This window comes from Streptomyces massasporeus (assembly GCF_014648995.1).
Lineage (GTDB): Bacteria > Actinomycetota > Actinomycetes > Streptomycetales > Streptomycetaceae > Streptomyces > Streptomyces massasporeus.
On record NZ_BMSE01000016.1, the window covers coordinates 135379 to 148314 of the forward strand.

The 12936-nt window shown below is 71.2% G+C and carries 14 protein-coding genes; 12 read left to right on the plus strand and 2 right to left on the minus strand.

The genetic code is table 11. From position 1 onward, the window contains the following. Positions 1–3: 3 nt before the first annotated feature. Positions 4–819 carry an inositol monophosphatase family protein gene (locus tag IE153_RS29685; protein ID WP_189592861.1) on the plus strand — a complete coding sequence of 272 codons (816 nt, stop codon included), beginning with the start codon at positions 4–6 and terminating at the stop codon, positions 817–819. Positions 820–940: 121 nt separating this feature from the next. Here the strand turns inward: IE153_RS29685 and IE153_RS29690 are convergent, their stop codons facing one another. Then, entirely contained in the window at positions 941–1114 is a 174-nt protein-coding gene (locus IE153_RS29690; RefSeq protein WP_179878997.1) for a hypothetical protein, read from the minus strand. A gap of 414 nt (positions 1115–1528) precedes the next feature. Between IE153_RS29690 and IE153_RS29695 the strand changes: the two genes are divergently transcribed. The 4 genes from IE153_RS29695 to IE153_RS29710 all read left to right on the plus strand — a co-directional run bounded on the left by IE153_RS29695 (position 1529) and on the right by IE153_RS29710 (position 5106). Next, positions 1529–2182 (plus strand): response regulator transcription factor, encoded by a 654-nt coding sequence (locus tag IE153_RS29695; RefSeq protein ID WP_003993508.1) that lies wholly within the window; start codon positions 1529–1531, stop codon positions 2180–2182. 6 nt (positions 2183–2188) lie between these two features. Beyond that, on the plus strand, positions 2189–3421 hold the full coding sequence (locus IE153_RS29700; protein ID WP_189592862.1) for a sensor histidine kinase: 1233 nt from the start codon (positions 2189–2191) through the stop codon (positions 3419–3421). Positions 3422–3827: 406 nt separating this feature from the next. After that, positions 3828–4124 carry a DUF4193 domain-containing protein gene (locus tag IE153_RS29705; protein ID WP_003993510.1) on the plus strand — a complete coding sequence of 99 codons (297 nt, stop codon included), beginning with the start codon at positions 3828–3830 and terminating at the stop codon, positions 4122–4124. A gap of 13 nt (positions 4125–4137) precedes the next feature. After that, a complete protein-coding gene (locus IE153_RS29710; RefSeq protein WP_189592863.1) occupies positions 4138–5106 on the plus strand; it encodes a hypothetical protein in 969 nt (322 codons plus the stop codon). A gap of 48 nt (positions 5107–5154) precedes the next feature. Here IE153_RS29710 and IE153_RS29715 read toward each other — a convergent pair whose 3' ends face one another. Beyond that, a complete protein-coding gene (locus tag IE153_RS29715) occupies positions 5155–5613 on the minus strand; it encodes a DUF3093 domain-containing protein (protein WP_189592864.1) in 459 nt (152 codons plus the stop codon). Between the two features lie 58 nt (positions 5614–5671). Between IE153_RS29715 and IE153_RS29720 the strand changes: the two genes are divergently transcribed. From IE153_RS29720 to IE153_RS29750, 7 genes are all read left to right on the plus strand, one after another. After that, entirely contained in the window at positions 5672–6256 is a 585-nt protein-coding gene (locus tag IE153_RS29720; RefSeq protein WP_189592865.1) for a PaaI family thioesterase, read from the plus strand. A 77-nt stretch (positions 6257–6333) separates the two neighbouring features. Continuing rightward, positions 6334–6903 carry a dUTP diphosphatase gene (gene dut, locus IE153_RS29725; protein WP_189592914.1) on the plus strand — a complete coding sequence of 190 codons (570 nt, stop codon included), beginning with the start codon at positions 6334–6336 and terminating at the stop codon, positions 6901–6903. A gap of 1 nt (position 6904) precedes the next feature. After that, positions 6905–7657 carry a DUF3710 domain-containing protein gene (locus IE153_RS29730; protein WP_031106683.1) on the plus strand — a complete coding sequence of 251 codons (753 nt, stop codon included), beginning with the start codon at positions 6905–6907 and terminating at the stop codon, positions 7655–7657. 160 nt (positions 7658–7817) lie between these two features. Next, on the plus strand, positions 7818–8984 hold the full coding sequence (locus IE153_RS29735; protein WP_189592866.1) for an alginate lyase family protein: 1167 nt from the start codon (positions 7818–7820) through the stop codon (positions 8982–8984). A 173-nt stretch (positions 8985–9157) separates the two neighbouring features. Next, positions 9158–11701, plus strand: a complete 2544-nt coding sequence (locus IE153_RS29740) for a sensor histidine kinase (RefSeq protein WP_189592867.1) — start codon at positions 9158–9160, stop codon at positions 11699–11701. Further along, complete coding sequence (locus IE153_RS29745; protein ID WP_189592868.1) at positions 11698–12381, plus strand: response regulator; 684 nt, start codon at positions 11698–11700, stop codon at positions 12379–12381. The genes IE153_RS29740 and IE153_RS29745 overlap by 4 nt, the downstream gene beginning before the upstream one ends. Before the next feature lie 154 nt (positions 12382–12535). After that, a complete protein-coding gene (locus IE153_RS29750) occupies positions 12536–12934 on the plus strand; it encodes an OB-fold nucleic acid binding domain-containing protein (protein WP_104781211.1) in 399 nt (132 codons plus the stop codon). Positions 12935–12936: the final 2 nt, after the last annotated feature.

Below are 12936 nucleotides of genomic sequence, written 5' to 3' on the forward strand. Positions count from 1 at the left end.
CCCGTGACCGACCCCCTGCACACGGACCTGCTCGAACTCGCCCAGGAGGCGGCCCGCCGCGCCGGCGCGCTGCTGCGGGACGGTCGCCCGGCCGACCTCGCGGTCGCCGCGACCAAGTCCAGCCCCATCGACGTCGTCACCGAGATGGACATCGCGGCGGAGAAGCTGATCACGGGCCTGATCGCCGAACGCCGCCCGGACGACGGCATCCTCGGCGAGGAGGGCGCCGCGACGGAGGGCACGAGCGGCGTCCGCTGGGTGATCGACCCGCTCGACGGCACGGTGAACTACCTGTACGGGCTGCCCACCTGGGCCGTCTCCATCGCCGCCGAGCAGGACGGCGAGACCGTCGTCGGAGTCGTCGCGGCCCCGATGCGCGGCGAGACCTTCCACGCCGTGCGCGGCCGGGGCGCCTGGGCCACCGGTGCCTGGGACGGCGAGCGCACCCTGGCCTGCCGACCCGCGCCGCCGCTGGACCACGCGCTGGTCTCGACGGGCTTCAACTACGTCGCCGACGTCCGCGCCCACCAGGCGGATGTGGCGCAGCGGCTGATCCCGCTGCTGCGCGACATCCGGCGCGGCGGCTCGGCCGCGGTCGACCTGTGCGACGTGGCCGCGGGCCGCCTCGACGGCTACTACGAGCGCGGCCTGCACCCCTGGGACCTCGCCGCCGGGGACCTCATCGCCCGGGAGGCAGGTGCGCTGACCGGTGGACGCCCCGGAGAGCGCCCGTCGGGCGCTCTGGCGGTGGCGGGTACCCCCGGAGTCTTCGAGCCCCTCCAGCGCCTGCTGGAGGACTTCGGCGCCTGGCACGACTGAGAGGGGCGGCACCCCGCCCGGCGACGGCCCACGATGCGCCGGACACGAGGTGGACAGGCACCTGCGACGACAAGCGGGCCCCGGCGCTGGATTCGCCGGGGCCCGCTTTCGTACTGCCTGATCAGACGCTCGTCGCGCTGACCACCACTCCGTGCTCGGCAGCGAGTCGGCGCAGGTCGTCGAGCTCGCCCTGCTCCACATCGACGAGGAACTCGTCGCCCTCGTCGCGAGCCCGGGACAGATCGGACTCGGTCGCCCTTATGCGCTGCAGAAGTCCTGCGGTGAATGCGTCCATGCTGCGCCCCCTCGTCCTGGGTCGTGGGTCGTTGGCACGGGGGTGTGCCGTTCGGAAGGGACGATCACGCCGCATGTGGATGCCCAGCGCCGCTCGGCCGGGCGGCGACGGTGCCGGACACCCACGCCCGCCCTGCGGAAAGCGGATTGATGCGCACCGCATGGTGGGGCGGCGCCAGCAGAGCGTGATCGTGGGATGTAAAGCCGTCCTCCCCAAGCTCCCTTCCGTGGAAACCTAACCGGCGGAGAAAATCTCGTATTCCCTCCCGGGGTCAGCGCCCCCACCCGCCTTACCTCCGACTTATGGCCGAAAAGGGCAGGATGGAGGGCAACACACCAAGGCACCGTCGAAGACCCCTGCCCGCGTGCGCCCGGTGCCGGGCCGCGCGTGTGGACATGAGGAAGGACCAGGAACGTGCGCGTACTCGTCGTCGAGGACGAGCAACTGCTCGCCGATGCGGTGGCCACCGGACTGCGCCGGGAGGCCATGGCCGTCGACGTCGTGTACGACGGCGCGGCCGCCCTGGAGCGCATCGGCGTCAACGACTACGACGTGGTCGTCCTCGACCGAGACCTCCCGCTCGTGCACGGCGACGACGTCTGCCGCAAGATCGTCGAACTGGGCATGCCGACCCGCGTGCTGATGCTGACGGCCTCCGGTGATGTCAGCGACCGGGTCGAGGGACTGGAGATCGGTGCCGACGACTACCTGCCCAAGCCGTTCGCGTTCAGTGAGCTCATCGCCCGCGTGCGCGCCCTCGGCCGGCGCACCAGCGTGCCGCTGCCGCCCGTCCTGGAGCGCGCCGGGATCAAGCTCGACCCCAACCGCCGCGAGGTCTTCCGCGACGGCAAGGAGGTCCAGCTCGCCCCCAAGGAGTTCGCGGTCCTGGAGGTGCTGATGCGCAGCGAGGGCGCCGTCGTCTCCGCGGAGCAGCTCCTGGAGAAGGCCTGGGACGAGAACACCGACCCGTTCACGAACGTCGTGCGCGTGACGGTCATGACCCTGCGTCGCAAGCTGGGCGAGCCGCCCGTCATCGTCACCGTCCCCGGCTCCGGCTACCGGATCTGATACCCCGTGGCAACGACTCCCGCGCCCCCGCAGGCGCCGCCCAAGCCGACCTGGGACCCCCGAAGGCCCGTGCCGCCCTTTCCGTGGCTGCGCCCGACCATCCGCATAAGGCTCACGCTGCTCTATGGCGGCATGTTCCTCATCGCCGGCATCCTGTTGCTGTCGATCATCTACCTGCTGGCCGCGCAGGCCCTGAACGTGGGCAGCGACCTGCCGTTCAAGATCGTCGAGGGCAAGGTCACCAGCGACATCTGCAACCTGCCGGACCAGGCGTCGCCCGCCGAGTTCAACAACGCCATGAACGCGTGCGTCAACGAGCAGCGCCGGCACGCTCTGGACAGCCTGCTCAGCCGCTCGCTGCTGGCGCTGCTGGGCCTGGCGGTCATCGCCTTCGCCTTCGGCTACGCCATGGCCGGGCGCGTGCTCTCCCCGCTGGGCCGGATCACCCGCACCGCCCGCGCGGTGGCGGGCTCGGATCTCTCCCGCCGGATCGAGCTGGACGGCCCGGACGACGAGCTGAAGGAGCTGGCCGACACCTTCGACGACATGCTGGAGCGGCTGCAGCGGGCCTTCACCGCCCAGCAGCGCTTCGTCGGCAACGCCTCGCACGAGCTGAGAACGCCGTTGGCGATCAACCGCACGCTCCTCGAGGTGCATCTGTCCGACCCGAACGCGCCGATGGAACTCCAGCAGCTCGGCAAGACGCTGCTGGCCACCAACGAGCGCAGCGAGCGGCTCGTCGAGGGCCTGCTGCTCCTCGCCCGCAGCGACAACCAGGTCGTCGAGCGTGGACCGGTGGACCTCGCCGAGGTCGCCGAGCAGGCCGTCGACCAGGTGCACGCCGAGGCCGAGAGCAAGGGCGTGCTGATCCGGGGCGAGCAGAAGCCCGCGGTGGTCCAGGGCAACGGCGTGCTGCTGGAGCGGATCGCGCTCAACCTGGTCCAGAACGCCGTGCGCTACAACGTCGCCGAGGACGGCTGGGTCGAGGTCACCACCGACGTCCAGCACGGCCAGGCGGTCCTGGTCGTGTCCAACACGGGCCCGGTCGTGCCGGCGTACGAGATCGACAATCTCTTCGAGCCGTTCCGGCGGTTGCGCACGGAGCGGACGGGCAGTGACAAGGGCGTCGGGCTCGGGCTCTCCATCGTCCGGTCCGTGGCCCGGGCACACGGCGGGCACATCTACGCTCAGCCGCGTGAGGGGGGTGGACTCGTCATGCGCGTCACGCTGCCGATCTGAGATCATGTCGCCGATCAACTCGGCGGCACACGGGGATGTTCGCTTTGCGCGGAATTTCTGAGGCTGCACCGCGCGTACACCGTGTGTGATCGATCACAGGGACGCCTTTCCGGCCATCTACTCTCCGTGATCATGCACGCTGTCGGAAAGCCGGGAAAATCCCGGTTTTCGGGGGTCTTGATCACGGGAAGTACACGGTGAGACGCCTTTGGCGTGCAGCATTCGGACCGTGTACGGTCCCCATCGCCATCCAAGCCGATCACTCGTCAGGAGTCCGGTTGGGTGTCGATTGAGTAACAGACCTTGATGTGAGGCAAAATCTCCGCCTCAGGTCGGGCACAAGTCCGGCCTCTCACGCGTTACGTGCGCTGGAGACACCGCAGACACCCAGAGGGGGAGAGCGACCATGGCAACCGATTACGACACTCCACGCAAGACCGACGACGACGTCGACTCGGACAGCCTCGAAGAGCTTAAGGCTCGGAGGAATGACAAGTCGGCCTCCGCCGTGGACGTCGACGAGTTCGAGGCCGCGGAGGGCCTCGAGCTGCCCGGAGCCGACCTCTCCAACGAGGAGCTGGCCGTCCGGGTGCTCCCGAAGCAGCAGGACGAGTTCACCTGCATGAGCTGCTTCCTGGTCCACCACCGCAGCCAGCTGGCCCGCGAGAAGAACGGTCAGCCGATCTGCCGCGACTGCGACTGAGGACGGGTCGGCCGTGACTGGCTCGACCCCTGCCTGGAAGCGCCGCTTCTCCAAGCGGAAAGCGGACGAAGGGCCGATGGACGGCCCGCAGTACGGCGCGCGTGACGACGAGCGAGGCTCCACCGGTACGGGGGCGGCCTCGCTCGAACCGGCAGGCCGGGGTGACCTCCCGGCGTCCGTGGACGTCCCCGCACCCGTCGCGAGACGGCGGGCGGGGACGATCCGGGAGCGGGCCAGGGAAGGCGCCCGCAAGGGCGGCGACCGGGCCCGGGCCGGTCTCGCCTACCTCGCCGACCGCATCATCGAGCTGGCCCCGCGCGTCCCCGTACGGGACCTGGCGACGCTGCGCAGGCAGTTCCCGGGCCTCGGACCCGAGGAGCTCGCGGACAAGCTCGTGGCGGGCGCCGCGAAGGCGACGGCGACGGTCGGCGCGGGCGTCGGCGCGGCCGCGATGCTCCCCGTGCCCCCGGCGATGCCGACGGAACTGGCCGCCGAGGTCACCGGCGTCGCGGCGATCGAGCTGAAGCTGATCGCCGAACTCCACGAGGTCTACGGCGTACGGCCGCCCGGCAACCTCAAGCAGCGCAGCACCGCGTACCTCGACTCGTGGTCGGGGGAGCGCGGCATCGACGCGACCAAGCCGTCGACGCTGAGTACGGCACTGAACAGCCGCATGAAGCGCGAACTGCGGCAGCGGATCATGAAGCGCATGGTCCGCAACATGCCGAACCTGATGCCGTTCATGGTGGGAGCCGCCGTAGGGGCGGTCATGAACCGGGGCGAGACAAGAAAGCTCGCCGAGCGGATCCGCCGCGACCTGCGCAAGATCCAGGTGCCCTGGGAGGCCCTGGAGGCGCTCCCCACCCTGGAACGTCCGGTGGACGCCCTGGAGATGAACGAGATCACCAGAGACCCCCTGGGCCGCCACGAGGGCCACCGGCCCGACGGCGGACACGGCGGCCGGCACGGCGAGGGGCGCTGAGACCGGCTGCCGTCGCACAGCGGCCGGGTGACGCCCCGCGCAGGTGTGCTAAGCCGACGTCTCCGTCCGCAGCGCCTGCGCCAGCCGCTCCGGCTCCCGCGTGGACAGGTACAGGTACGGAGTCGGGTCCTGCGGGTCCGTGACCTCCACGCGCAGGGCCGTGGGGATGTACGCGCGCAGCAGGAGGAAGGCGCGCGGATCGGCCTTGTAGGTGCGCCAGGCACGGGCCTCCTCCGCGTCCAGCACCTCCGCATCGCCCAGTGCCGCCAGCGGGATCTTCGCCTCGCCCGCGATCAGGGAGTCCCCGACCACCCGGATGCGGACCGAACCGTAGGAGCTCGCTGCGACGGCCGCGACCGCGGTGCCCCCGGCGAGGCCGCCGAGCATCGGCAGCGTGCCGAAGGGAAGCAGGATCAGGGCCATCGAGACGCCCACGAGGAACGAGATCAGCCACCAGGTCCGCGGGGCGGTGAGGCGTTCTTCGTACGGGGCGGCGGAGAGCTGCATGAGGCCAAGCTTGACACGGTGTCCGGAAGGGGCCGACGCGCGGGTAAGGTCTCCGGCTGTGAGTGGTACATCCGCAGCTCTGCAGCCTCCGGCCGACGCCGTGCAACCGGTGCGACACCCGGACGCACCCGCGCCCGGCGAGCTCCTCGGCGCGCACTACGGCCAGTGTTTCGGCTGTGGCGGCGAGCAGCCGCACGGGCTGCACCTGGAGGCGCGGGCCGGCGAGGGCGTCTCGCTCACCGCCGAGTTCACCGTGCAGCCGGCCCACCAGGGCGCTCCGGGCCTCGCGCACGGTGGCGTGCTGGCCTCCGCCCTGGACGAGACCCTCGGCTCGCTGAACTGGCTGCTGCGCACGATCGCGGTGACCGGACGGCTGGAGACCGACTTCGTGCGGCCCGTGCCCGTCGGCACCACGCTGCATCTGGAGGCGGAGGTGACGGCGGTGGCCGGGCGGAAGATCTACTCCACCGCGACCGGACGCGTCGGCGGTCCCGGAGGGCCCGTCGCGGTGCGTGCGGACGCGCTCTTCATCGAGGTGAAGGTCGACCACTTCGTCGACCACGGCCGCCAGGAGGAGATCCAGGCCGCCATGAGCGACCCGGACCAGGTCCGGCGCGCCCGCGCCTTCGAGGTGAACCCGTGAGCCCGACCGGACCCGGTAACGCCACCGGTCCCATGAGGCCCGACAGCACCGCCAGCCCCGTCAGCCCGGAAAGCCCCATGACCCCCACGAGCCCCGTGACTCGGCCGCCGCTGGATGTGCTCATCCGGCGTGTCGATCCGGACGTACCGCTTCCGTCGTACGCGCAGCCCGGTGACGCCGGGGCCGATCTGCGCACCACCGAGGCGTGCCAACTGGAGCCGGGTGAGCGGGCCGTGCTGCCCACGGGAGTGTCTGTGGCGCTGCCGGAGGGGTACGCGGCCTTCGTGCACCCGCGATCAGGCCTGGCGGCCCGCTGCGGCGTCGCCCTGGTGAATGCCCCGGGGACGGTTGATGCCGGGTACCGTGGGGAGATCAAGGTGATCGTGGTGAATCTCGACCCGCGCGAGGCCGTGCGGTTCGAGCGCTTCGACCGGATTGCCCAACTGGTAGTCCAGCAGGTCGAGAAGGTTCGCTTCCAAGAGGTGGCAAAACTTCCCGACTCGACGCGGGCCGAGGGGGGCTTCGGATCCACCGGAGGCCATGCGGCGGTGGACGGGACGAGCGGCACAAGCGGTCAGGCCGCCATGGGCGGTCAGGCGGGTGGGAATCGATACGCTTCGGTCGTATCCGACCGGGAAGGACAGTGACGTGTTCGGACGTCGCAAGAAGAGGGATGCCGCCGAGGACGCGGCCGGCGAGGCCGAGCAGGTCGTCGACGGTGTCGACACTGAGGCGGACGACGAGCGCGAGCGCCTGAGGCTCGAGCCCGCGCCGCGCCCCGACGGGCCCTGGGACGACTCGGAGGTCCGTGACCCGGGCGAAGGCCGGGTCGACCTGGGCGGCCTGTTCGTGCCGGGCGTCGACGGCATGGAGCTCAGGGTCGAGGTCGCGGGCGACGCGATCGTCGCGGCCACCGTCGTGCTGCGCGACAGCGCCATCCAGCTCCAGGGCTTCGCCGCCCCCAAGCGCGAAGGCATCTGGGGCGAGGTGCGCGAGGAGATCGGCACCGGCATCACCCAGCAGGGCGGCATCGTCGACGAGGTCGAGGGGCCGCTGGGCTGGGAGCTGCGTGCCCAGGTGCCCGTACAGCTGCCGGACGGCACCGGCGGCTTCCAGGTCGTGCGGTTCGTCGGTGTGGACGGCCCCCGCTGGTTCCTGCGCGGGGTCATCTCGGGCCAGGGCGCGGTGCAGCCGCAGGCCGCCGGGCTGCTCGAGCAGATCTTCCGGGACACGGTCGTGGTCCGCGGCGAGGGCCCGATGGCGCCCCGCGACCCGATCGTCCTGAAGCTGCCGAACGACGCCCAGATGGTCCCCGAGGGCGTCCAGCAGGAAGAGGGCTCCCGTTTCGCGGGCGGAATGGGCCAGCTCCAGCGCGGACCGGAGATCACCGAGGTCCGCTGACCCCGCAGAGACACCAGGGCCGTACCCCCACCGGGGGTGCGGCCCTTTCCCGTGCGCGGAACCTTGACGACGCATTGGTCTGTACCTACCGTCTCCGTCCAACGCGTCTGTTCATAAAGGCGCTTCACGTTCACATACGAGAACGGAAGGCCCCCCACGCATGCGCAGAACCGCTCTCCTCGCGGCCTCGGCCGCCCTCGTCGCCGGTGTCCTCGCCTGGCCCGCCGACGCCGCCCCCGCCGCCTTCGCCCACCCCGGAGTCACCGTCTCCAAGGGCCAGTTGGACTTCACCCGGTCCAAGGTCAACGCCGGCGCCCAGCCCTGGAAGGGCGCCTTCGACCAGATGATGGCGAGCAGGTACGCCGACCTGAACCGCACGCCCAGGCCCCGGGCGGTCGTCGAATGCGGTTCGTACTCCAACCCCAATCTCGGCTGCACCGACGAGCGCGAGGACGCGATCGCCGCGTACACCCACGCCCTCGCCTGGTACCTCACGCGCGACGAACGGCACGCCCACAAGGCCATCGAGCTGATGGACGCCTGGTCCGCCGTGATCAGGGACCACACCAACAGCAACGCGCCCCTGCAGACCGGCTGGGCCGGCTCGTCCTGGCCTAAGGCAGCCGAGATCATCAAGTACACGTACACCGGCACCTGGGCGAACTCCGGCCGCTTCGCCACCATGCTCCGCACCGTCTACCTCCCCGAGATCATCAACGGCTCGAACTCCAACGGAAACTGGGAGTTGTCGATGATGGAGGCCGCCGTCGGCATCTCCGTCTTCCTGGAGGACAAGGCGTCGTACGACAAGGCCATGGCGAAGTTCCGCACGCGCACGGCCGCCTACGTCTACCTGGAGTCCGACGGCGCGTTGCCGAAGACCGTGCCGAGCCAGAACCTGAACACCCGGGAGAAGATCGTCAAGTACTGGCAGGGTCAGTCGACCTTCGTCAACGGACTCAGTCAGGAGACCTGCCGCGACTTCACCCACACCGGCTACGGCCTCTCGGCCATCTCGCACGTCGCCGAGACCAGCCGCATCCAGGGCCAGGACCTCTACGGCACCGACGTGGGCGAGCGGCTGCGGCACGGGCTCGGCTTCCACGCCAAGTACCAGCTCGGTGCGGGTGCCGAGGGCCGGCTGTGCGGCGGCTCGCTCAAGCTCGGGCTAGGGCCGGTGACCGAGGTCGGCCACAACGCCCTGGCCAACCGCCTCGGGCACGCCATGACCAACACCGCGACGCTGACTCAGCGGGGACGTCCCGCCGGCAGCAACAACCTCTTCGTCGCCTGGGAGACCCTCACGCACGGCGACAACCCCGCCTGACCCCCTGACCGACCGGGCGCCGGGCGGGGACCCGGCGCCCGGTCCGCCCTCCGGGCCGCGTCAGAGTTCCGTCAAAGTGCGTCCCGGAACCGGGCCTGGAGCCCGAACGCCGTGCACTCCGGCCGTAGGGTCGACGCTGCGCAGTCGGCAGACCACCGGAAGACAATGGGGCCATGGCACGCGGCAAGCTTCGGATCCACCTGGGCGCGGCACCGGGCGTCGGCAAGACGTACGCGATGCTGTCCGAGGCGCACCGCCGCGTCGGGCGGGGCACGGACTGCGTGGTGGGCTTCGTCGAGCACCACGGACGGCCCCGCACCGAGGTGATGCTGCACGGCCTGGAGCAGGTGCCGCGCCGGGAGCTGGAGTACCGCGGCGGTGTCTTCCCCGAGATGGACCTCGACGCCGTCCTCGCCCGCCGCCCCCAGGTCGCCCTGGTGGACGAACTCGCCCATACCAACGTCCCCGGCTCCCGCAACGCCAAGCGCTGGCAGGACGTGGAGGAACTGCTCGCCGCGGGCATCGACGTGGTCTCGACCGTCAACATCCAGCACCTGGAGTCCCTCGGCGACGTCGTCGAGTCGATCACCGGGGTGCGGCAGCAGGAGACCGTGCCGGACGAGGTGGTGCGCCGGGCCGACCAGGTCGAGCTGGTCGACATGACGCCCGAGGCGCTGCGGCGGCGGATGGCGCACGGCAACATCTACCAGCCCGACAAGGTCGACGCCGCCCTGTCGAACTACTTCCGCCCCGGCAACCTGACCGCCCTGCGCGAGCTGGCGCTGCTGTGGGTGGCCGACCGGGTCGACGCCCACCTCACGCAGTACCGCAGCGAGCACCGGGTGTCGGCGATCTGGGGCTCGCGCGAGCGGATCGTCGTCGGTCTGACCGGCGGGCCCGAGGGCCGCACGCTGATCCGCCGGGGCGCCCGGCTGGCCGAGAAGGGCGCCGGCGGTGAGGTGCTGGCCGTCTACATAGCCCGCAGCGACGGACTGACCTCGGCCTCGCCCAAGGAACTGGCGCTGCAGCGGACTCTGGTCGAGGATCTTGGCGGAACGTTCCACCATGTCGTGGGCGACGACATACCCGCCGCACTGCTCGCCTTCGCCCGCGGTGCGAACGCCACCCAGATCGTGCTGGGCTCCTCGCGCCGCAAGACGTGGCAGTACGTCTTCGGCCCCGGGGTCGGCGCGACGGTCGCCCGGGAGTCCGGGCCCGACCTCGACGTGCACATCGTCACCCACGACGAGGTCGCCAAGGGCCGCGGTCTGCCGGTGGCCCGGGGCGCGCGCCTCGGGCGCTCCCGGCGGGTGTGGGGCTGGATCGCCGGTGTCGCCGGCCCACCGCTCCTCGCGGTGCTGCTCAACACCGTCGACCTCGGCCTCGCCAACGACATGCTGCTGTTCCTGGCGCTGACGGTGGCGGCGGCCCTGCTCGGCGGGCTGCTGCCCGCCCTGGCATCGGCGGCGGTGGGCTCCCTGCTGCTGAACTACTTCTACACACCGCCCTTGCACCGGTGGACCATCGCCGACCCGAAGAACATCGTCGCCATCGTGATCTTCGTGGCGGTCGGCGTGGCGGTGGCCTCCGTGGTCGACCTCGCCGCCCGCCGCACCCACCAGGCGGCCCGGCTACGGGCCGAGTCGGAGATCCTGGCCTTCCTCGCCGGCAACGTGCTGCGCGGCGAGACCGGCCTGGAGGACCTGCTGGAACGGGTCCGCGAGACCTTCGGCATGGAGTCCGCGGCCCTGCTGGAACGGGCCGGCGACGTCGAACCGTGGACCTGCGCCGGGCGCGTCGGCCGGGGACGTCCCGTCGAGCGGCCCGACCAGGCCGACGTGGACATACCCGTCGGGGACCACATGGCCCTGGCGCTGACCGGTCGCGTGCTGCCCGCCGAGGACCGCCGGGTGCTGGCCGCCTTCGCCGCCCAGGCCGCCGTCGTCCTGGACCGCCGCCGGCTCCAGGAGGAGGCCGACCGGGCCCGCACGCTCGCCGAGGGCAACCGCATCCGTACGGCCCTGCTGGCCGCCGTCAGCCACGATCTGCGGACGCCCCTCGCCGGCATCAAGGCGGCGGTGACCTCCCTGCGTTCCGAGGACGTCGAGTGGTCCGAGGAGGACCGCGCCGAGCTGCTGGAGGGCATCGAGGAGGGCGCCGACCGCCTCGACCACCTCGTCGGGAACCTCCTCGACATGTCCCGGCTCCAGACCGGCACCGTCACCCCGCTGATCCGGGAGATCGACCTCGACGAGGTGGTGCCGATGGCGCTCGGCGGCGTCCCCGAGGGCAGCGCCGGCCTGGACGTGCCCGAGACGCTGCCCATGGTCGCCGTCGACCCCGGTCTGCTGGAGCGGGCGGTGGCCAACCTCGTCGAGAACGCCGTCAAGTACAGTCCGCCCGGCGCGCCGGTGCTGGTCGCCGCCAGCGCGCTGGCCGACCGGGTCGAGGTGCGGGTGGTCGACCGGGGGCCGGGCGTCCCCGACGAGGCCAAGGAGCGCATCTTCGAGCCCTTCCAGCGCCACGGCGACGCCCCGCGCGGTGCGGGCGTGGGGCTGGGGCTCGCGGTGGCGCGCGGCTTCGCCGAGGCCATGGGCGGCACCCTGAACGCCGAGGACACCCCCGGCGGCGGACTCACCATGGTCCTCACCCTCAACGCGGCGGGAACCCGCCCGGAGCTCCACCCCGCGGCAGAACCGGAAAGGCAGGCCTCATGACCCGCGTCCTCGTGGTCGACGACGAGCCGCAGATCGTGCGCGCCCTCGTGATCAACCTCAAGGCACGCACCTACGAGGTCGACGCGGCCCACGACGGCGCCACCGCCCTGAAGCTCGCGGCGGCCCGCCACCCCGACGTCGTCGTCCTCGACCTCGGACTGCCCGACATGGACGGCGTCGAGGTGATCAGGGGGCTGCGCGGCTGGACCCGGGTGCCGATCCTGGTGCTGTCCGCGCGGCACTCCTCCGACGAGAAGGTCGAGGCGCTGGACGCGGGCGCCGACGACTACGTCACCAAGCCGTTCGGCATGGACGAGTTGCTGGCGCGGCTGCGGGCCGCCGTCCGCCGGGCCGAACCGGCCGGCGGCGGCGAGGACGACGTGATCGTCGACACCGGCGAGTTCACCGTCGACCTGGCCGCGAAGAAGGTCAACCGCTCCGGCAAGGACGTACGGCTGACCCCCACGGAGTGGCACCTGCTGGAGGTCCTCGTGCGCAACAGCGGCCGCCTGGTCGGGCAGAAGCAGCTGCTCCAGGAGGTGTGGGGGCCGTCGTACGGGACGGAGACCAACTATCTGCGCGTGTACATGGCGCAGTTGCGGCGGAAGTTGGAGGCGGATCCCTCGCATCCGAAGCACTTCATCACCGAGCCGGGGATGGGGTATCGCTTCGAGAAGTGAGGGGCGTGATCGGCGGCCGGGGGTCCGGGGGTTGTCCCCCGGGGGATGCCGTATCACCGAGCCGGGGATGGGGTATCGCTTCGAGAAGTGAGGGGCATCGTGTCGGGAAACGGGCTCCTCGCCCTTCGTCAGTAGGCCCCGGTACGCTTCAGATATGAGTGCTGTTCCTCGTTCCGAAAAGCCGGTGGGCCGGTTCCGGCGCATGCTCGACCGGCTCTCCTCGTCGCAGGAGGACCTGGAGTCCGAGGAGCTGCGCGAGGACACCGAGACGGCCGGCTGCATCCGGATCGGAGACTGCCAGGACCGGCAGATAGTGACGGTTACTGGTACCTTGCGCACGGTCACCCTTCGGCCGCGCGCCGGAGTCCCGGCCCTGGAGGCCGAGCTGTTCGACGGCTCCGCCGCGCTGGACGTGGTGTGGCTCGGCAGGCGCTCCATCGTGGGGATAGAGCCGGGGCGCAAGCTGATCGCATCGGGCCGGATCTCGATGAGCCGGGGCCGCCGGGTGCTGTTCAATCCCAAGTACGAACTGAGACCCCTCGGACGGGAGTAGCC

What these genes read in the sequence shown, in the direction of transcription:
- IE153_RS29735 (WP_189592866.1), top strand. Translation starts at nt 7,818, where the DNA reads ATGCGCAGAACCGCTCTCCTCGCGGCCTCGGCCGCCCTCGTCGCCGGT.
- IE153_RS29750 (WP_104781211.1), top strand. Translation starts at nt 12,536, where the DNA reads ATGAGTGCTGTTCCTCGTTCCGAAAAGCCGGTGGGCCGGTTCCGGCGC.
- IE153_RS29745 (WP_189592868.1), top strand. Translation starts at nt 11,698, where the DNA reads ATGACCCGCGTCCTCGTGGTCGACGACGAGCCGCAGATCGTGCGCGCC.
- IE153_RS29715 (WP_189592864.1), bottom strand. Translation starts at nt 5,613, where the DNA reads ATGCAGCTCTCCGCCGCCCCGTACGAAGAACGCCTCACCGCCCCGCGG.
- IE153_RS29705 (WP_003993510.1), top strand. Translation starts at nt 3,828, where the DNA reads ATGGCAACCGATTACGACACTCCACGCAAGACCGACGACGACGTCGAC.
- IE153_RS29740 (WP_189592867.1), top strand. Translation starts at nt 9,158, where the DNA reads ATGGCACGCGGCAAGCTTCGGATCCACCTGGGCGCGGCACCGGGCGTC.
- dut (WP_189592914.1), top strand. Translation starts at nt 6,334, where the DNA reads ATGACCCCCACGAGCCCCGTGACTCGGCCGCCGCTGGATGTGCTCATC.
- IE153_RS29690 (WP_179878997.1), bottom strand. Translation starts at nt 1,114, where the DNA reads ATGGACGCATTCACCGCAGGACTTCTGCAGCGCATAAGGGCGACCGAG.